Here is a 19,828-nt window from a genome sequence, read left to right as displayed (position 1 = left end):
ATGCTGGTTATTGCTTGTTCGGGCTCTTCGAATCCATCAGCGAGATGAACTGATCAAACAGCGGGTTCGCATCGTGTGGGCCGGCCGCTGATTCGGGGTGATACTGCACGGAATACGCCATGTCGTTGTTCAGCGCCACGCCCTCGACAGTGCCGTCGTTCAAGCAGACGTGCGTGATAGACGCCGGACCGAAATCCGTCTCGAAGCTGTCCCCTGCCTTGCCCCGAAGCGCGAAGCCATGATTCTGGCTGGTGATGTCAATCTTGCCAGTGCGCAAGTTCTTCACCGGTACGTTGACACCGCGGTGACCGTAACGGAGCTTGTACGTCTCCAGTCCAAGTGCCCGGCCCAGGATTTGGTTGCCGAAGCAAATCCCGAAGAACGGGATCTTTGCAGCGAGAATCTCGCGAACAACCGCCACCATTTCATCTGCGGTGGAAGGATCGCCTGGACCGTTGGAGACGAACACGCCATCGGGACGGTACCTCTCGATCTCTTTCAGCGGGGTGTTCGCCGGGACCACGATGGTCTCAATGCCACGCTTTGCAAACTGCGATGGAGTTGCAGTTTTAATACCCATGTCATACGCGACAACGGTGTACCGCTTCTCCCCCTCCGCTGGAATAATGTATGGCTCAGCCGTCGTCACTTCGTCACTAAGGGCGGCGCCTGCCATCGCGGGCTGCTCGTTGACCAGATTGACCAACTCATCAACCGGGCGCTCGGTATCTTCACCAACGAAAATCCCTGCCGAAATGGATCCATGATTACGCAGGTGACGCACCAGCGTCCGAGTGTCCACCCCGCAGATTCCCGGGATGCCTTCGTTTTCCATCTGCTGTGCAAGGCTGCGCTTCGCGCGCCAGCTCGAATGCACTGTTGAGAGATCACGGATGACGAGGCCAGAGGCCCAAATTTTATTGTCGTGCGACTCGTTGTCTTCGTCGTTCCAGCCGGTGTTACCGATTTGTGGAGCCGTAAGCGTCACGATCTGCTTGTGGTACGACGGGTCAGTCATCGTTTCCTGGTACCCGGTCATTGCGGTGCTAAACACCGCCTCGCCATAGACCCCCTTTTGTGCACCAAATGAAAAACCGCGAAATACTTTTCCGTCGCCAAGCACGAGAAGCGCCGGGATACGTTCGTTAACCATGTTGTTTAGTTCCTTTACTCGTTATCGGCTTGGTAGGTGACTGCGCCGCGCAGCATGGTCATTTTGACCTGCGCACGGAACTGCATCCCTTCGTACGGTGTATTTGAGGCTTTCGACGCCAGCTCTTCCGGCTCTACCGTCCACGGCGAATTCGGGTCGACCAGGGTGAGGTTCGCTGGCTCGCCAGCCGCGATGGGTCGCCCTTGGTCCTCCAACCGAAGAATCTCAGCTGGTCGTTCACTCATCACCTTCGCGACGAACCGCCAGTCTGCCAACCCTGCTTCAACAAACACGCGCGCGATGATCGCTAGCGAGGTCTCAAGGCCCAGCATTCCTGGCTTCGCATGCTCGAACTCCACGCACTTCTCTTCTGAGCCATGTGGCGCATGGTCGGTCGCTACGACGTCGATGGTTCCGTCCAATAACGCGTCACGAAGCGCGATCGTGTCCCTGTGCTCACGCAGCGGTGGGTTCACCCGGAAGTTTCCGTCAAAGGTTTCCAGCTTTTCATCGGTCAGCAACAGGTGGTGCGGTGTTACCTCAGCAGTGACATTTGACGAGTGCGTCTTCGCCAACCGCAGCAGCTCTACGGTTCCCTCTGTCGAGGCGTGGCAGACGTGGAGACGCCCGCCGTAGTCACGCGTCATGATCATGTCGCGAGCCACAATTGACTCTTCAGCGACACGAGGCCACCCACGAAGCCCAAGCTTCGCAGCCGTTGGTCCCTCGTGCGCGCTGGCGTCGTCAGTCAAGCGGTGATCCTCAGCATGCTGCGCAAGGAGCACATCGTATGCCTTGGCATACTCGATCGCGCGCCGCATGATCTGTGGATCATTCACGCACTTGCCGTCGTCGGAAAACATCCGCACGTGCGACTGCGACATCAACCCGATCTCAGTAAGCTGTTTCCCTTCAAGCCCCTGCGTGATGGACCCAACCGGGTACACATCACACTTGCCATAACTTTGCCCCTTGTTCCATACCGCCTCAGCAAGGAAAGGCTGGTCAATGACGGGACGCGTGTTCGCCATTGTGAATACAGCAGTAAAACCGCCCTTGGCAGCTGCGTCCGAACCAGTCGCGATAGTCTCAGTATCCTCGCGACCGGGTTCTCGCAGGTGCACGTGCATATCCACCAGCCCGGGCAGGAGCACCCAGCCGCGACCATCAACTACTTCATCCGCAGCCGAGGTATCGACGTCCTCTCCGACCGCAACAATCTGCCCATCCTCAATGAGGACATTCGCAGTGGATTCGCCGTATGGCCGAACGTTTGTCAATGCAACTACTGACATTTCTAGCTTTCCTCCCCAGCCAACAGAGCAAACAGCACAGCCATTCGCGTGTAAACACCGTTTGAGACCTGCTGCAGCACAGCTGTGTTTTCGCGGTCTGCTACATCGAAATTGATTTCCATTCCCCGCAACATCGGCCCCGGATGCATGATGATCGCGCCGGGTTTCATCTGCTTTGCGCGTTGCTTACTGAGTCCGAACAACGTGGCGTACTCACGATGGGAGGGGAAAAACCCGCCGTGCATGCGCTCAGCCTGCACGCGCAACATCATCACGACATCCGCGCTTGAGATTTCGGCGTCGAAATCATAGCTAACACGACATGGCCAGTACTCGACCCCGACGGGCAACAAGGTAGGTGGCGCAACAAGCACAACCTCTGCGCCAAGCTTCGACAGCAACTGCACGTTGGACCGCGCCACCCTTGAATGCAAAATATCGCCGACAATAATGATTTTCTTGCCAGCGATCTCACCAATTTTTTGACGCATAGTCACCGCATCGAGCAACGCCTGAGTCGGGTGCTGATTCTGTCCATCACCCGCATTGACGACCGAAATATGAGGTACCCAGTCAGCGATGAGCTTTGCCGCCCCAGACGATGGGTGGCGAACCACTATGGCGTCAGCACCAACTGCAGCAATCGTCGACGCAGTGTCTTTCAGCGATTCCCCCTTTTTCACAGAGGACGAAGACGCCGAAATATTGATGACGTCGGCGCTCATCCACTTACCTGCGGTCTCGAACGAGGAGCGGGTACGCGTTGAGTTCTCGTAAAACAGTGTAAAGATCGTTCGCCCACGCAGCGTCGGAAGTTTCTTGATTTCACGGCCTTCGAGTGCTTCGCGGAAGCGATCTGCCTCATCCATGATGAGATGTATGTCGTCGACGCTGAGATCGTCGATCGAAATCAGGTGCTTCATTCGGTAGTGACCTCCTTGGTCAGCGTCACCGCGTCAACGTCATCAATAGGGGTCAACGACACTGTGACGTCCTCTGCAATGGCGGTAGGAATGTTTTTGCCAACGTAGTCGGCGCGAATTGGCAGTTGACGGTGCCCACGATCAACTAGCACTGCAAGCTGAATAGTGCGTGGACGCCCGAGATCCCGCAACGAGTCAAGTGCAGCACGAATCGTTCGGCCTGAGAACAGCACATCATCTACGAGGATGATCGTTGCATCGTTGATCTCGACCGGGATGTTCGTTGGCATCAGTGCCCGATGAGGCTTATCACGAAGGTCATCACGATACAGCGTGATGTCGAGACTGCCCACAGGGACCGTGATACCTGTAAAGGACTGAATCGCTTCCGCGATTCGCTCTGCCAGTGGCACTCCCCCCGAAGGAATACCTAATAGGACCGGAGTGTCTGACGACTCCGATTCAAGCGCATTCTTCTCAATAATCTGGTGCGCGATGCGTGCAATGGTTCGCTCAACGTCCCGCTCAGTTAAAAGCGCAGACGTCACGCGTTGCTTGTCACTCATCGAACCTCCTTCCCCGCCTCTCTGTGCGGAATTTAAAGGATGTCGAAAATAGTAATTGTCTATGTTGAGACTCCCCGGAATTTTAGCACTTTAGAAAGCGTCCAAAGTCATATCGGGCGATTTCTCTAGACATCCGCCTTCAACTTCCCCTATACAGGTGTACTCACCATACTCATTGCGCAGATTCGGAGACCTGTCTGAATGTGACAACGCAATCGTGATCATCCCCCACGAGCAGGCCTGCGAATCGTTGGTAGGGTTGGAACAATGACAACGCAACAAAACAATGACCTGCCCAGAACGGTCTCGCTTGCAAATGTTGCATCCATCTTTGAGAACGAGAACCTTGAGTTTCGTGTCGAAGAAGACATTTTGCGAAGTGGATTCGTCAACTGCGCGATTGTGTGTGCTCTGGATGACGACTACTTGATCGTTGAGTCGATTTGGCGTGGTGCCGTGCCGCAGGAGATGGCATCGCATTTACTCCTAGCAATCAACGAGCACAACCAAACGCACTTCGCGCCGACCCTTCGTTTCTTTGAGAACGAGTGTGGTGACGACGAACCGACCCTCGCTGTCAGCGCAATTCGCACGACCGACGTAACCGATGGCTTGTCGCTGAATCAACTGGGAGCATTCATCGTCACCTCGATTGAATCGACGCTGCAAGCTTTCGACTTTTTGGAGACATCGTTCCCCACGTTAGTGAATTGGAAGGACCCTCACGTTGAGCACTAATACTCCTTCATCCCAAGTCACGATCGACCGCATCATCGACCAGATGAGAGGACACGGAGTCGAGCTTGCCGATGATCCAACGGGCCGTGTATCCCACGCCAACCTCAATGACTTTCACGTGCTGTTTGTACTCTTGGACACCGTGCTCATCGTCCGTGCCGATGCTGAGACAGATACACCTGCAGACGCGACAGATCCTTCGCTCTACCTTGCGGCAAACCAGACGAACTCCTCACTGCTCGGCTGCCGCGCTGTTGTCGCCAACCGGGGAGAAACAATCGTCGTGCGGACGGAAAGCGAGATACACGTTGCCGCTGGCATGACCGATGAGCAGCTGTCGAGTGCTCTGCGCCGAGCCACCGATCAAGTAATGTACGCTCAAAACACCATGAAAGTGCTATCGGAAACGATCGCTGACGCAGCCGCTCAAGAACACTAAAAGAGGGAGGCAGCGCTTGAGTGCTGCCTCCCTCCGTAAGGTGGAAATTCTCGCTATGCCTCTACGTCGTCAGTAGGATCCCCAGTATCTGCTTGAGGCGTTGGGGCATGCTCAGAACGTGACTGCACAACTCCATCAAGCACCGCGTGAATATACGGCGCAGCTTCTGCGCCCGAGTACTGCGTTGCGAGCTCAGCTGCGTTCGAGATCGTAATTGGGGCATCGACCTCTGAGTTGAACAGGACCTCCCAAACACCCACGCGCAGAATTTGCCGGTCGACCGCGGGGATTCGATCCAGCTCCCAGTCATGGCTGAGGAACTTTTCGATTGCATCATCGATGTCGTCCAGCTGCTGGGCCACGCCTTCGACGATGATCCGAGTATACGGAGCCACCGGAGCAATCTGATTCAGTGGATTCTCCGAAAGCTTCTCACGGTCCTCGACAATCGCAACCGGGTCAATGTCCCTCGCCTCAGCTTCGAAGAGGATGTCGACGGCTCTACGACGCGCACGGTAACGTGCGCCATGGCGCTTAAAGTTGTCCATTAGTTGTTCACGCGCGAGAGGTATTCACCAGTACGCGTATCAACCTTCACCACATTGCCGGTTTCAAGGAACAGCGGAACCTGAATCTCGGCACCGGTCTCCAACGTAGCTGGCTTAGTGCCACCGGTCGAGCGGTCGCCCTGCAGACCAGGCTCAGTGTGCTCAACTTTGAGATCGACGGAGATCGGGAGCTCAGCAAACAGAGCGTCACCTTCGTAGAACGATACCTGCACACGCATGTTCTCCAGCAGGAACTTGGCTGCGTCACCAAACTTCTCTTCTGGAAGCTCATACTGCTCGTAAGTCTTGTCGTCCATGACCACGTAGTTGGTGCCGTCGTTATACAGGTAGGTCATGTCGCGGCGGTCAACTGTAGCCGTATCAACCTTCACACCTGCATTCCAGGTCTTGTCGACAGTCTTGCCGGAGACGACATCCTTCAACTTAGTGCGAACGAAAGCTGGGCCTTTACCGGGCTTCACGTGCTGGAACTCTACAATCTGCTGGAGTTTCCCATCAACCAACAGAACCAAACCGTTTTTAAAATCAGCAGTAGTTGCCACTTGAAGCCTTCCTTCTTTCTAACAGTAGATGTGCTCTCGCAATCACAATTATGCTACAGCACGATGAGTTCCTTAGGGAACTGGGTAATGATGCGCGGTGCACCGCTAGTGATAATAAGCGTATCTTCGATTCGGACACCGCCCTTACCCGGAACGTAGATGCCTGGCTCGATAGTCAAAGTCATCGATGGTTCCAGCTCTCCGGTACCGGTCACGGCTGCATACGGGCCTTCGTGCACATCGAGCCCAATGCCATGACCAGTTGAATGAACGAAATACTCACCATATCCGGCGTCCTCAATCACGCTTCTACACGCTTTATCGACCTCTACCAGTTTCGCCCCTGCAACAGCAGCCTCGACACCGGCCTCTTGCGACACACGCGTGACCTCATAGATCTCCCGGAGGAACGGCGATGGCTCACCAACTGCAAACGTTCTCGTCATGTCTGAGTTAAACCCAGCGCGGTACATCCCGAAATCAATTGTGACGAGATCGCCTTGCTCAATAACCCTGTCGGAAGCGCCATGATGCGGCTTAGCAGAATTGAGACCTGACGCAACGATGGTATCGAAACTTGGACGATCCGCCCCGAGTAGGCGCATTCGGTACTCCAAGTTGGCAGCAACCTGTCGCTCAGTCTGTCCAGCAGCAAGCTCACCGGCGTCGATAAGCTCACGAAGCGCCGTCGACGCCAGATCGGCCGCCTCTGTCAATCGTTCGAGCTCCAGCTCATCCTTCACCAGACGAATAGCCTCGATTTCGCGAGTGACAGGAACAAGCGTCACGCCCTCAGGGCATGCGGTCTGCAGTGCCTCGAGCTGCGAAGCACTGACGTAGTCCGCCTCGTAGCCAACGCGGTGGCCCTCCACGACAGAACTCAAAAGTTCTGAAGCCACCTTTCGCGTGATCGTTGCCTCAATGTCAGGTACCTCCTCAGCTACCTGCGTCGCGTAGCGGCCGTCCGTTGCAATTCGGGCTGTACGATCCTTCGGCACAAGAAGTGCCCCATTCGAACCAGAAAAACCAGAAAGGTAACGAACGTGCGTCAGGTGGGTGACCAGCATGTCGTCAACTCTCCGAGCAGCCAAGAGCGACGCAAGCTTTCGGCGACGGTTTTCAAAACGAGTATCTGCTAAACCCATTGGAACTCCTTTGATTCATTGATGAACACTTGCATTGCGAGTTCGTACCCAAGCAGTCCAAGACCAGCGATAACGCCGCGGGCCACCGGCGAAAGGTACGAATGGTGTCGAAAAGACTCACGCGCATAAACATTTGAGATGTGCACTTCGACAAAGCCAGGGCCATCTCCCAGCTCAACGGCTGCGTCGCGCAGCGCCACCGACGTATGGGTCAATCCACCAGGGTTGATAATAACTGGCCACTTGTTATCTGCTGCCTCATGCACCCAGTCGATCAAGTCGCCTTCGTGATTGGATTGCCGAACCTCGATATCTACGCCCTCGGCCGCACCTTTCTCTTTCAAGCGCTGCGTGAGAGTCTCCAACGTCTCTGAGCCGTAGATCTCCGGCTGACGTTTACCTAATCTGTCTAAATTTGGTCCATTAAGCACCAGAATTTTCATCGCATTACCCCTTCATCATGGCATCATACGCAGCACGCATTTCGTCCTTGGAGGCGTCCTCAATCCTTGTGCACGACCCGATGCCATCGAGCACGACGAATCGAATGTGCCCGTCCTTATTCTTTTTGTCGCGTGTCATCCCCTCATAAAGCTCATCAAAAGCACCGTGCTCGTAGCGAGTCGGTAGCCCGGTCTCCTCAAGGATCGTGCGATGCAACGCGACGACGTCTTCGTCGATTAGCCCCCTGTGTAAAGCGAGATACGCAACGAACATCATCCCGACGGCCACAGCATTTCCATGCCGCCAGCGATATTGCTCACGCCGCTCAATCGCATGCCCCAACGTATGCCCATAGTTCAAAATTTCGCGAAGGCCGGACTCTTTGAGATCTTCGGCCACAACACCGGCTTTGACGGCAACAGAGCGTTCAATGAGCTCCGGCCAGTGTTTATCTGCACCTTCCTGGAAAAGCTCCAGGATTCTAGGATCAGCAATGAAGCCAGTCTTAATGAGCTCAGCAGAGCCAGAAACAATCTCTTCTTGTGGAAGCGTGTAGAGGCGCTCTAGATCGATGAAGACCCCCTTTGGCTCATGAAACGCACCGACTAAGTTCTTGCCTTCCGCAGTGTTCATCCCTGTCTTGCCGCCTACTGCGGCATCCACCATTGCAAGCAACGTCGTGGGGACATGCACGACGTCGATGCCACGCATCCACGTTGCAGCGATAAATCCGCCCATGTCCGTCGCGGCGCCACCCCCAACCGTCACCACGGCGTCCTGTCGAGAAAAACCCGCGCGGCCAAGCGTGTCCCAGAGTTCACTCGCAACACCAATGCTTTTGCCCTCCTCTGCATCAGGAACAGACACCAAATGTGGCTCAACGTTGTTGTTTTCTAGATCCTGAGCAATACACCGCGCCACGGCAGCTAATGGGGGCTGGTGCACAATGAGTGCTTTCCGGGCACCAATCGTCTTGACGTGATTTCCGACCATCATCGTGGTGTCATGATCGATAAACACCTGGTACGGCTGGGGTCCGCGAACGTCCACTACTGCCATGCCATGCCTCATTTCTTTCTACGAATCGACTTACTCGCTATCGATAACGCCCAACACTTCTGCAACAACTCGCTGTGGTGGGCGGTCATCAGTGCGAACGCGGTAGTCCGCTACTTCCCGATACAAAGGTTCGCGTTCACCGAGCAATGCCCGGTACCTCTCCTCCGGATTCTCAGCTGCCAGCACTGGACGACTGCCGTCGCCAATGGTTCGCCGAATCCCCTCCTCAACGCCAACATCGATCCACACAACAAGGTGCTGAGTTAGCAAAGCCCTGGTTTCAGGTCGGATCACAGCGCCACCGCCCAAACTGACTACGCCCTTGCGCCCTAACGCCTGTTTGACAAATTCAACCTCGAGATCGCGAAACGCATCTTCTCCAAGTTCCGCATAAACCTCACCGCATGGCTTTTCTTCTGCATGCTCGATTAACACATCAGAATCGACAAACGGGAGGTTCAAAGCCCTCCCTAGCCGACGTCCGACTGTCGTCTTTCCCGCGCCCGGCGGACCAACAAGCACCACTGTGGGAGTGCCAGTTTCAAGCGAAGTCAGTACTTCCCCGTGAACCAACTCGGTGTCTGTCTCTGCGTTCACAGTCATCCTTTCTTTGCGGATTACTCCCCGTCAAAACGGAACCGCTGCGCAACGTACTGTTGATACGACGCAATATTACGCTTCAATTCCTGAAGACTATCCCCGCCGAACTTCTTCAACACGGCTTCCGCAAGCACGAGAGCGACCATTGCCTCAGCGACAACTCCGCCTGCGGGAACAGCGCAAATATCGGAACGCTGATGAATACCTGTTGCCTTCCCACCAGTTGCCATATCAATGGACTGCAGCGCTCGCGGGACTGTAGAAATTGGTTTGAAAGCGGCGCGAACTCGAAGTTGCTCACCGTTCGTCATGCCACCTTCGATGCCTCCCGCGCGGTTCGATAACCGTTCCACTCGCCCATCGGCCAACGCTATTTCGTCATGAGCCTCGGACCCCCTTCGAGCGGCGGACTCGAAACCGTCACCAATTTCGACTCCCTTAACGGACTGAATGCTCATGAGCGCTCCCGCAAGTTGGGCATCGAGACGCTCCGTTCCCGAGATGTGCGAACCCAAACCGATGGGGAGGCCGTCGACAATTACCTCAACAACACCACCAAGGGTGTCCCCCGCCTTCTTTGCAGCTTCTATGCAGGCGACCATTGAGGCCTCGGCTTCCTGACTTGCAGCGCGTACTGGAGAATCATCAATCGCATCAATATCACTAAACGACGGCGCCACCGCACGATCCAGAGTCGAGTCCCCGATGGAGACAACATGCGAAAACACCTCCACTCCAAGTGCCTCGCGCAACAACGAGCGAGCTACCGCACCTGCCGCAACTCGCGCAGCAGTCTCGCGTGCAGACGAGCGTTCCAGCACCGGTCGCGCCGAATCGAAGCCGTACTTGATCATGCCAGGCAGATCTGCATGACCTGGTCGCGGGCGAGTCAGCTTCGCACCGCGGCCAGAGGCCATCGCCTTCTGAACTTCTTCGTCTGCGCCATCCAGCGGGTGAGGAGACATAATCGTGGTCCACTTTGGCCATTCGGTATTCCCAATCTGAATTGCAATCGGGCTACCAATCGTTGTCCCATGCAAAATCCCTGCAAGCAGTTCCAGCTTATCTTGTTCAAACTTCATTCGCGCACCACGCCCATATCCAAGGCGCCGACGTGCAAGCTGATGAGCAATCTCCTGCTCAGTAATCGGCACGCCCGCGGGCATATTTTCTACAAGTGCAATGAGGGCTTGGCCGTGGGATTCTCCGGCAGTCGTCCAGCGAAACATGTTGGATATTCTGTCACACATCGCCCCAAAAAATGCCGTTTCCAACCTTAAGTGCAACCAGCGCCCAAGAAGCGAGCAGCATTGAAGGACCGTGAGGTACACGAGAAGAACGTGCAAATCCAGCGAAACACAAGGTGCAAAGACTGCTTACAAGTATCACCAGGTTGACCCCGATCAATCCGCCCGATGCAGCGGCGGCAATTCCCAAAGGAAAGGCGAGTTTAATATCCCCACCGCCAATTCCTTTTCCAAACAGAAAGTACACAGCAGGCCAAAGCAATCCCACGAAAAGCTCTGGCTGCAGCACAACCGCACCAGCCGCCAAAACACATGCGGGCAGCGTAAGGCGGTCAGGGAGACGAGCATACTTCAGGTCGTACCAGCACAACCGCGCGGACCAACCGGCGGCTAATACACCCCCAATCCAAACAACGCCCCCCATAATGTTCTCTGTCTCCGCTACTGCCGCGAATTCCAATGCTCCAAGAGGGCCTGCTCCATCTCTCGACGGGGCGCCTGGAGGCCGGTGAACTGCTCGAACTGTGAGAACGCTTGCCCAGCGAGCATCGTAAGCCCACCAACTGTCTTGTACCCATTTGCAGCAGATTGGGCAACCAGTGGCGTCGGCCAAGGATCGTAAATTACGTCGAGCAACGGGGCGTGAGCCAACTGCTTCACATAGGGCCGCAAGCTATCAGCGGGAACCGTTGAAACGATCACATCAGCGGCGGCAGTAATTTTGAACAGGTCGCTGTCAAACGAGACAAAGTGGCAGGTAATGCCCTCTGTCAATTGTTGGAGTTCGTGACTCCTGTCGGATCGGTTGATAACAGTAATCTCTTCAGCGCCACGCTCGCGCAGCGCCCAAATGACTGCACGAGATGTACCGCCAGCGCCGACCACAACAGCTCGCCGGACCTCTGTCTCGCCGACCAAGCGATCGAGGGCGTATAGAACTCCCTCGCAGTCCGTATTGTCGGCTCGCCAGCCCTGTTGAGTACGGACTAAGGTGTTCGCAGACCCGATTGCCAAAGCTCGGTCGCTCACGCGGTCTGCGACCTTCAACGCCACAAACTTTCCAGGCATCGTTACCGAAAACCCACGGAAAGTCTCTTCGGCTTCGAAAACCAGCTTTGGTAAGTCGTCTTCGGTGCATTCGATTTTTGAATAGCGCCAGTCGTTAAGACCAAGCGCCTTATACCCAGCATGATGCAACACCGGTGACAACGAGTGTGCAATCGGAGAGCCGAGAACGGCTGCTTGATACATCATTACTCCGAAGGCGCGTCTCGCTGCGAATCAAGAATGCCCGAGTCGTACGCTCGCTGCGTGTCTTCCAAATGCTGATCAAAGGTGCGGTTAAACACGGTCGTGCCATCCTTGTCAATAGTGACGAAGAACAGCCAGTCGCCCTCAGCAGGCCGCTCCATCGCCTCAATTGCCTCCAGCGACGGCGACGCGATCGGTGTTTGCGGCAACCCATCCATAGCGTACGTGTTCCACGGAGTTACCCGTTCACGGTCCTCACGCGAGGTGGCAACTTCAACGGAGGGCAGCCCGTAGTTGACGGTGGAGTCAAACTCCAGACGCATAGGCTCTTTCAATCGATTCAGGATAACGCGCGCAACCTTATCGAACTCACCGGCAGGGGCCTCGCGCTCAACCAAAGATGCAGCGACAACAAGCTCATACGGGGTTAACCCCACAGACTCGGCGCGTGAAACAATGTCAGTTGCCTCGTACTGCTTCGCGGAACGGGTGATCAGATCAGTGAGCACGGTCTCTGCCGAAGCACCAGGATCCACAATGTATTCGCCCGGAGCAATGAGACCTTCGAGGCGCTTTGCGTCGCCCGCACGTGCTCCCACAACCTCGAGTGCCCACTCGGGGACGCCAAGGCTTGCTGGATCAGCGTCTGCCGCAACCCGGTGCAGTTCCTCAGCAGTGATGCAGCCAGGCTTTATTTCCTCGCCACAAGATACTTGCTGAATCATCGACAGGATCCCTAGACGCCGCTGGCCGCCAACGACGTTGACGTCCATCAGTGTGGCTCCCCCATACACCTGCAGTGGCGTGACACGCTTGGAAGGATCAAGAAGCGCAGCAACTGCGCTTTCGGCGCTCATCTCGCCCTCCAAACGGTAGAAACCGGGCTGAATATTGTCCGAATCCGCGTTATTAGCAGCCGCAGTTTGGAACGCTCCGTTGGAAGCGACGATCCCTCGTTCCTCAAGCTCAGGACCAAGCGAAGAAATGTTGGAGCCTTCGGCGATCTCGACGACTTGTTCCTCACCGTTACCTGTACCGTTGTAGTCGGCGTTCGTGCCGTTACGCACCACTGCTATCCAGGCAATCAGGCCAATGATCAGCAAGATCGACGTTACGAGCACCGCCGTGCCCCGTGTACGTCTTTTTGAGGTTGTTGGGGTCGTCACGATTGATTCTCCTTGAGGTAATTCATTCGGCCGTCCAGCCAAGACTGCAAAATCTCAACCGCCGCAGCCTGATCGATCACGCTGCGTCCGGCCCGTTCGTTCACACCACTCGCCCGCAACGCTTGAGTCGCGGCAACAGTTGTTAAACGTTCATCGGCCATTCTTACGGGAAGCCCCGATCGGCGCCTTATTCGAAACGCGATTTCCTTCGCGTGTTTGACGCTTCGTGAGCCGTGCCCTTTCAAATCACGTGGAAGGCCAACAACAACCTCGACGATCTCGTACTCATCGATGATGTCGATGATTCGGTCGATATCGGCTCCGTCGCGATCCTTAAAACCAGTAACGCGGGCAACAGTCTCCACCGGAGTTGCTAACGTTGCTTCACGGTTTGACGATGCGACGCCGATACGAACCGTACCGACGTCGATTCCAAGGCGACGTCCCGGCCCGGGATCTTCAACCCCGGGAAGGTCGGGCTGCACCGTCATAACATCACTCCTACCGCTTACACTGTGCCTTCCCTTAAAACCTACTGGTTTTTTGGCACAACGTATACCCAAATACGGCGTGTCGCCTGACCGATCTTGGCCTTTGGCACTTATGCACCAAGCAGATCGCGGATCGCCTTGAATCCAGCGTCGAGGCCATCAGCTGAAGAGCCGGAACCTTGCGCAAGGTTTGGCTTACCGCCACCGCGTCCACTGACGTACTCGCCGAAAGTCTTCACAAGGTCTCCAGCATTGATGCCGTTGTCCACTGCAGCACCTGTGACGGCGAATACGAAAGGCACCTTTCCTCCGTTGTCAGAGGCTAAAGCTACGACCGCAGGCTGCCCCTCCAGCTTGCCACGAAGGTCATTCGCAAGAGTGCGCACATCCCCAGCTTCGATGCCCTCCGGCAGCTTCGCAGCAATCAATTTGTACGCGCCGATGGTTTCCGCGCGCTCCAAGAATTCGCTGGTCTTCGACAGCAACTGCTGACGGTGAAGGTTCTCAATTTCCTTTTCTGCGGCACGCAGACGCTCCGTAAGCTGAGCAATGCGTTCGGGCAGTTGACCGGTCGGAGTCTTAAGTTCAGCGGCAAGTCCTGATGCCAAAGCAGCCTCCTTCGAGAAGTACTTGAAGGAATCCATGCCGGAGTACGCCTCAATACGACGCGCGCCGGATCCTACTGAAGACTCACCGAGCACAGCCACCGGCCCGATCTGCGAAGAATGCTCGACGTGCGTACCGCCACAGAGCTCAATAGAGAACGGCCCACCGATCTCTACAACCCGAACTTGGTCCCCATAGTTCTCGCCGAACAGTGCCATAGCACCCATCTCTTTCGCCTTCGAAAGCGATGTTTCAATCGTGTTCACGGCAAAGTCCGCGTCCACCGCTTGGTTTGTAATGGTTGCGATCTCCTGCAGTTGGGCGTCCGTCAGTTGATCCGTGTAGTTGAAATCAAAGCGCAGGTAGCCCGGCTTGTTCATCGATCCAGCTTGGACCGCAGTCGGTCCAAGAACCTCACGGAGCGCAGCGTGAATCAGGTGGGTGGCGGTATGCGCCTGCCGTGCCCCATGACGCCACTGAGCATCAACCTTTGCCTGCACCTGGTCCCCAAGACCAATGCCGCCATTTTCTACGGTGGCCTTGTGCACCCACAGCTTCTTGCCGATCTTCTGCACGTCATGAACCTGCAGCGTTGTATCACCAACTCGGATCAAGCCACGGTCAGCCATCTGACCACCGGCCTCGGCATACATCGGAGTGACGTCGAGAATTACCTCGACCTCGTCGCCTGTAGCGACCTCATCCACCTTGGCACCATCGCGCACAAGTCCAAGCACTCGTGCGTCATGTTCAAGCTCTGAATAGCCCACGAACTCGGTCGGATGATTATCCACCCACTCTCGGTAAATTGATTCGTCGATATTGCGGTGCTTCTTCGCCTTGTTGTCTGCCTTTGCGCGAGCACGCTGTTCCTGCATCGCAGCATCGAACGCCTCCATATCGACGTCCAACCCAGCTTCATGCGCCATTTCCAGCGTCAGGTCAATCGGGAACCCATACGTATCATGGAGTTCGAACGCCTGCTGCCCTGGCAATGTCTTCGCACCGGAAGCACGAAGCTGCTCGACAGTCTCGTCGAAGCGGTGTGTGCCAGATTCGAGAGTCTTGAGGAAGGCGCGCTCCTCTGCCAAAGCCACTCGCAGAATACGCTCGCGATTCTTAGCGATCTCCGGGAAGGACGGCGTCATCGTATCCATGATGGTGTTCATGAATACCTCAAGAACGTTTCCAGTCGCCCCCAGAAGACGTGCCGAACGAACAATTCGTCGCAGCAGACGGCGCAGAATATACCCGCGTCCCTCGTTCGACGGCGTTACACCGTCAAGAATGATCATCATGCCAGTACGGGAGTGATCCGCAATCACGCGGAAACGAACGTCGTCTTCATGGACACCGGCATCGTACTTTGTACCGGTGAGCTCGACAGCGGCATCAATAACCGGGCGGAGCAAATCTGTCTCATAGACATTATCGACGCCTTGCAGAAGGCAAGCTACTCGCTCGATCCCCAAACCAGTATCGATGTTCTTCTTCGGCAGTTCGCCGACAAGTTCAAAGTTTCCCTTCTTATCGCCCTCGCCACGAATCGACTCCATGAAGACCAGGTTCCAGATCTCCATATAGCGGTTATCATCCGCAACCGGGCCGCCTTCCTTACCGTATTCAGGGCCACGGTCGTAATAGATTTCCGAACAAGGGCCACACGGTCCAGGAATACCCATGGACCAGAAATTGTCCTCCATGCCCATGCGCTGGATACGCGACGGGTCTACCCCTATCTTGTTCTCCCAAATCGACGCAGCTTCATCGTCATCCAGATAGACGGTAACCCACAGTCGCTCCGGATCGAGACCGTAGCCCCCATCCTCAATGCTGCCGGTCAGCAGTTGCCATGCGTGAGTAATCGCACCCTCTTTGAAGTATTGACCAAACGAGAAGTTGCCGGCCATCTGGAAGAACGTATTGTGGCGCGTCGTAATGCCCACTTCTTCAATATCGAGCGTGCGTACGCACTTTTGAATCGAAGTTGCTTTCCCCTGCTCAAAGGGAGGGTTTTGCTGCCCAAGGAAATACGGCTTGAACGGAACCATGCCCGCATTCACGAACAGCAGCGTTGGATCGTCCAAGATGAGCGAAGCGCTTGGAACCGGCGTGTGCCCTGCGCGGACGAAGTGCTGCGTGAAGCGCTCACGAATCTCATGGGTTTGCACGGAGTATTTTCCTTTCAAGTTCGAATCAATCTCGAACTACTCTACCCCTCAACCGCGCACTAACCTACGCAGCCTACCCAAGAAACCGGAAATTCTCCGCTCGTCGCCATGGTCAGTTGGTGTGTAATAGACCGCATCCTCCAAACCTTCAGGGATGTATTGCTGTTGCACTACCCCCTTTGGGTCATCATGCGGGTAGACATACCCAACTGCATTCCCCATCGCTTTCGCCCCCTCATAGTGACCGTCGCGCAAATGTGCAGGCACAGGACCGATCTTCCCAGCGCGGACATCGTCTTGGGCACGAGTAATCGCCTGAATCACCGCTGGCGACTTCGGCGCCGTGGCTAAGTGAATAGTGGCTTGGGCAAGTGTTAACCTGCCCTCCGGCATTCCGATGAACTGCACTGCCTGTGCTGCAGACACTGCAGTTTGGAGTGCCGTCGGGTCTGCCATACCGATGTCTTCGGATGCGTGGATGACAAGCCTGCGAGCTATGAAACGAGGGTCCTCACCGGCCTCTATCATCCTCGCTAGGTAATGCAACGCTGCGTCGACATCCGAACCCCGTATCGACTTAATGAATGCAGACACGACATCATAGTGTTGGTCGCCATCACGGTCATAGCGCACGACGGCCCGGTTTACGCTGTCACGAACCACATCAAGGGTAATGGTCTCTCCGGGATCTACCGCAGCTGCAGCTGCCTCCAGATACGTCAAACTACGGCGTGCGTCGCCACCCGCCAAAGCGATAAGCTGCGCCCTCGCATCGTCCGCGAGCTTCACTGCCCCAGCAAGCCCACGTTCGTCGTGGACTGCCCTATCAATCACGATCCCAAGGTCCTCAGAGGAAAGAGACTCCAGCTTAAGAAGTAGCGAACGCGACAACAGCGGAGCGACAACGCTAAACGAGGGATTCTCCGTCGTCGCCGCCACGAGCAGCACTGTCCGATTCTCGACGGCGGCTAACAGCGCATCCTGCTGTGTTTTTGAAAACCGATGCACCTCGTCAATGAACAGCACGGTGTTTTCCCCAGCGATCAAATCTCTGCGAGCTGTGTCGATAACCGCGCGGATCTCTTTGACTCCGGAAGACAGTGCGGATAGCCCGACAAAATTCTGTCCCATCGCCTTCGCAATCAACGATGCGATCGTCGTCTTGCCGGTGCCGGGCGGGCCGTAAAGGATCACGGAGGCTGCACCTGATCCTTCGACGAGACGGCGAAGGGGCTTGCCGTCGGAGAGTAAATGCTGCTGCCCAGCAACCTCCTCCAAACTCTGGGGGCGCATTCGAGCGGCAAGAGGTGCACTTTGGCCCGCTGCGAAGAAGTCTGAGCCGCGTTGCGCACCTGAATCTTGAGCTGGCGACTGGCCACCTACCGGCAACGAATTACCAAACAGATCACCTTGCGACATGCGAACGCTTCTCCTCTCAATCCGCTTCTTGTACTAGGACGACTAGCTACTACCAAGAAAAGCCGGAGCCCTCAGCAACCTTTACGGCTACCGACGCTCCGGCTCACGTTGGCCAAATTATGCTCGCTCAACCGCGCGCAAGACCCACGCTACTTCTTCGGCTTGAAATCGACGCCCGTTTCCTTACGCTGCTCGTCTGGAATTGGAGCAGGAGCATCCGTCAATGGGTCGACGCCACCACCAGACTTCGGAAACGCGATGACATCGCGAATTGAATCAAAGCCAGCGAGCAGGGACACAATACGGTCCCAGCCGAACGCAATACCCCCGTGTGGTGGAGCACCGTATGCGAATGCCTCGAGCAGGAAGCCGAACTTCTCCTTCGCTTCTTCCTCGGTAATGCCCATGACCTCAAAGACACGCTGCTGCACATCCTGCTCGTGGATACGGATAGAACCGCCACCGATCTCGTTGCCATTGCAAACGATGTCGTAAGCATAAGCGAGGGCCTCGCCTGGGTTTTTTTCGAAGTCAGCCTTGAATTCTGGCTTCGGCGAAGTGAAGGCGTGGTGCACAGCGGTCCACTTGGAATGTCCAAGAGCAACGTCGCCGGAAGCAGTAGCATCAGCAGACGGCTCGAACATCGGGGCGTCGACTACCCAGGTGAATGCCCAGTCGCCTTCCTTAATCAGGCCAAGCTTACGGGCAATCTCACCGCGTGCTGCGCCGAGCAGCGCCCGCGCACTCTTCGCATCGCCTGCTGCAAAGAAAATGCAATCGCCGGGCTTCGCCCCAACGTGCGCCGCAATACCGGCCTTCTCTTCTGCAGTAATATTCTTTGCGACGGGTCCCCCAAGCTCACCGTCGTCCTGCACGAGGATGTACGCCAAGCCCTTCGCACCGCGCTGCTTAGCCCATTCCTGCCAAGCATCGAGCTGGCGGCGAGGCTGAGAGGCGCCACCTTCCATAACAACGGCGCCAACGTACTCATTCTGGAAGACGCGGAACGTCGTGTCCTTGAAGAACTCGGTGCAATCCACCAGCTGGATGTCGAAGCGCAGGTCCGGCTTGTCCGAACCGTACTTCTCCATCGCATCCATGTAGGTCATACGTGGGATTGGAGTAGTGATCTCGTAGCCAATTAGCTTCCACAACTCCACGACGACCTGTTCGGCGAGCGCAATGATGTCGTCCTGATCGACAAAGCTTGCTTCAATATCAAGCTGTGTGAATTCTGGCTGACGGTCTGCGCGGAAGTCTTCGTCGCGATAGCAACGAGCAATCTGGTAGTAACGCTCCATACCGCTGACCATCAAAAGCTGTTTAAACAGCTGCGGGGACTGCGGCAGCGCGTACCAAGACCCCGGGCGCAGACGCGCCGGAACAAGGAAGTCTCGAGCCCCTTCCGGCGTGGAACGGGTCAAGGTTGGCGTTTCAATTTCGGTGAAGTCATTGGCGTCCAGTACCTTGCGCGCTGCACGGTTCGCCGCTGCACGCAAACGAAGTGCCTCAGCTTGACGCTCGCGACGAAGGTCGAGGTACCGGTACTTCAAGCGTGTTTCCTCACCAACCTCGTTGGAGGAAGCATCCTCAATCTGGAATGGCAACGCAGCTGCCTTGTTCAGCACCGTCAATTCCGAAACGTTGACCTCAATCTCGCCCGAAGCCAAGTTCGGGTTTGCAGAGCCTTCTGGGCGAGGTTCAACTACACCGGTGACCTGAATGCAGTACTCGCTTCGCAGATCGTGCGCGGCTTCCGCGACATCCGATTCCCTAAAAACCACCTGTGCGTAGCCAGAGCGGTCACGCAAGTCGATAAAGATAACGCCACCGTGGTCGCGCCTACGGCCTACCCAACCAGCCAGCGTGACGGTTTGTCCTTCAAGGTCTTTGCGGAGTTCGCCCGCGAGATGAGTGCGCAGCACAGTCTGTTCCACGTCCTTCCACGTGAGGTACAACATTAACTGTTGAAAGTGTACTCCCTTTCGCCCGCGTGCAAAGGAG

At 55.9% G+C, this 19,828-nt stretch carries 20 protein-coding genes; 2 read left to right on the top strand and 18 right to left on the bottom strand.

What is annotated here, in order from left to right:
* Positions 1–7 precede the first annotated feature (7 nt).
* The 4 genes from carA to pyrR are packed head-to-tail and all read right to left on the bottom strand — an operon-like array spanning position 8 to position 3,937.
* On the bottom strand, positions 8–1,153 hold the full coding sequence (gene carA, locus BJP07_RS04425; protein WP_071566243.1) for a glutamine-hydrolyzing carbamoyl-phosphate synthase small subunit: 1,146 nt from the start codon (positions 1,151–1,153) through the stop codon (positions 8–10).
* A gap of 14 nt (positions 1,154–1,167) precedes the next feature.
* Positions 1,168–2,448 (bottom strand): dihydroorotase, encoded by a 1,281-nt coding sequence (locus BJP07_RS04420; protein ID WP_071566242.1) that lies wholly within the window; start codon positions 2,446–2,448, stop codon positions 1,168–1,170.
* 2 nt (positions 2,449–2,450) lie between these two features.
* A complete protein-coding gene (locus BJP07_RS04415; protein ID WP_071566241.1) occupies positions 2,451–3,371 on the bottom strand; it encodes an aspartate carbamoyltransferase catalytic subunit in 921 nt (306 codons plus the stop codon).
* On the bottom strand, positions 3,368–3,937 hold the full coding sequence (gene pyrR / locus BJP07_RS04410) for a bifunctional pyr operon transcriptional regulator/uracil phosphoribosyltransferase PyrR (RefSeq protein WP_071566240.1): 570 nt from the start codon (positions 3,935–3,937) through the stop codon (positions 3,368–3,370). The genes BJP07_RS04415 and pyrR overlap by 4 nt, the downstream gene beginning before the upstream one ends.
* Positions 3,938–4,204: 267 nt before the next feature.
* Here pyrR and BJP07_RS04405 point away from each other — a divergent pair, with 267 nt between their 5' ends.
* The gene (locus BJP07_RS04405) at positions 4,205–4,675 is read left to right on the top strand and encodes a hypothetical protein (RefSeq protein ID WP_071566239.1); all 471 of its coding nucleotides are present in this window, start codon (positions 4,205–4,207) and stop codon (positions 4,673–4,675) included.
* Entirely contained in the window at positions 4,665–5,114 is a 450-nt protein-coding gene (locus BJP07_RS04400) for a YbjN domain-containing protein (protein ID WP_071566238.1), read from the top strand. Before BJP07_RS04405 ends, BJP07_RS04400 begins: the two co-directional genes overlap by 11 nt.
* A gap of 53 nt (positions 5,115–5,167) precedes the next feature.
* Here BJP07_RS04400 and nusB read toward each other — a convergent pair whose 3' ends face one another.
* The 14 genes from nusB to aspS form a co-directional block, all read right to left on the bottom strand.
* Positions 5,168–5,662, bottom strand: a complete 495-nt coding sequence (gene nusB / locus BJP07_RS04395; RefSeq protein WP_071566237.1) for a transcription antitermination factor NusB — start codon at positions 5,660–5,662, stop codon at positions 5,168–5,170.
* Positions 5,662–6,225: an elongation factor P gene (gene efp / locus BJP07_RS04390; protein WP_071566236.1), complete on the bottom strand. Its 564-nt coding sequence runs from the start codon at positions 6,223–6,225 to the stop codon at positions 5,662–5,664. Before efp ends, nusB begins: the two co-directional genes overlap by 1 nt.
* Before the next feature lie 53 nt (positions 6,226–6,278).
* Entirely contained in the window at positions 6,279–7,370 is a 1,092-nt protein-coding gene (locus tag BJP07_RS04385; RefSeq protein ID WP_071566235.1) for an aminopeptidase P family protein, read from the bottom strand.
* On the bottom strand, positions 7,361–7,813 hold the full coding sequence (aroQ, locus tag BJP07_RS04380; protein WP_071566234.1) for a type II 3-dehydroquinate dehydratase: 453 nt from the start codon (positions 7,811–7,813) through the stop codon (positions 7,361–7,363). Before aroQ ends, BJP07_RS04385 begins: the two co-directional genes overlap by 10 nt.
* A 4-nt stretch (positions 7,814–7,817) precedes the next feature.
* Positions 7,818–8,873, bottom strand: a complete 1,056-nt coding sequence (gene aroB / locus BJP07_RS04375) for a 3-dehydroquinate synthase (protein ID WP_071566233.1) — start codon at positions 8,871–8,873, stop codon at positions 7,818–7,820.
* Positions 8,874–8,903: 30 nt separating this feature from the next.
* Positions 8,904–9,491 carry a shikimate kinase gene (locus BJP07_RS04370; RefSeq protein WP_369822317.1) on the bottom strand — a complete coding sequence of 196 codons (588 nt, stop codon included), beginning with the start codon at positions 9,489–9,491 and terminating at the stop codon, positions 8,904–8,906.
* The gene (aroC, locus tag BJP07_RS04365; protein ID WP_071566232.1) at positions 9,491–10,702 is read right to left on the bottom strand and encodes a chorismate synthase; all 1,212 of its coding nucleotides are present in this window, start codon (positions 10,700–10,702) and stop codon (positions 9,491–9,493) included. Before aroC ends, BJP07_RS04370 begins: the two co-directional genes overlap by 1 nt.
* Before the next feature lie 13 nt (positions 10,703–10,715).
* Positions 10,716–11,144, bottom strand: a complete 429-nt coding sequence (locus BJP07_RS04360) for a prepilin peptidase (protein ID WP_071566397.1) — start codon at positions 11,142–11,144, stop codon at positions 10,716–10,718.
* A gap of 17 nt (positions 11,145–11,161) precedes the next feature.
* Positions 11,162–11,971 (bottom strand): shikimate dehydrogenase, encoded by an 810-nt coding sequence (locus tag BJP07_RS04355; protein ID WP_071566396.1) that lies wholly within the window; start codon positions 11,969–11,971, stop codon positions 11,162–11,164.
* A 2-nt stretch (positions 11,972–11,973) separates the two neighbouring features.
* The gene (gene mltG / locus BJP07_RS04350) at positions 11,974–13,137 is read right to left on the bottom strand and encodes an endolytic transglycosylase MltG (protein ID WP_071566231.1); all 1,164 of its coding nucleotides are present in this window, start codon (positions 13,135–13,137) and stop codon (positions 11,974–11,976) included.
* The gene (gene ruvX / locus BJP07_RS04345; protein ID WP_071566230.1) at positions 13,134–13,628 is read right to left on the bottom strand and encodes a Holliday junction resolvase RuvX; all 495 of its coding nucleotides are present in this window, start codon (positions 13,626–13,628) and stop codon (positions 13,134–13,136) included. Before ruvX ends, mltG begins: the two co-directional genes overlap by 4 nt.
* A gap of 110 nt (positions 13,629–13,738) precedes the next feature.
* A complete protein-coding gene (alaS, locus tag BJP07_RS04340; protein ID WP_071566229.1) occupies positions 13,739–16,405 on the bottom strand; it encodes an alanine--tRNA ligase in 2,667 nt (888 codons plus the stop codon).
* 48 nt (positions 16,406–16,453) lie between these two features.
* Entirely contained in the window at positions 16,454–17,824 is a 1,371-nt protein-coding gene (locus BJP07_RS04335) for a replication-associated recombination protein A (protein ID WP_071566228.1), read from the bottom strand.
* Positions 17,825–17,973: 149 nt separating this feature from the next.
* Positions 17,974–19,749 carry an aspartate--tRNA ligase gene (aspS, locus tag BJP07_RS04330; RefSeq protein ID WP_071566395.1) on the bottom strand — a complete coding sequence of 592 codons (1,776 nt, stop codon included), beginning with the start codon at positions 19,747–19,749 and terminating at the stop codon, positions 17,974–17,976.
* Positions 19,750–19,828: the final 79 nt, after the last annotated feature.

It is taken from the genome of Corynebacterium sp. NML130628, from assembly GCF_001875665.1.
In the GTDB taxonomy this organism is placed as follows: Bacteria; Actinomycetota; Actinomycetes; order Mycobacteriales; family Mycobacteriaceae; genus Corynebacterium.
The sequence above is the reverse complement of the archived record's forward strand: the minus strand, read 5'-3'. Positions and strand labels throughout refer to the sequence as shown.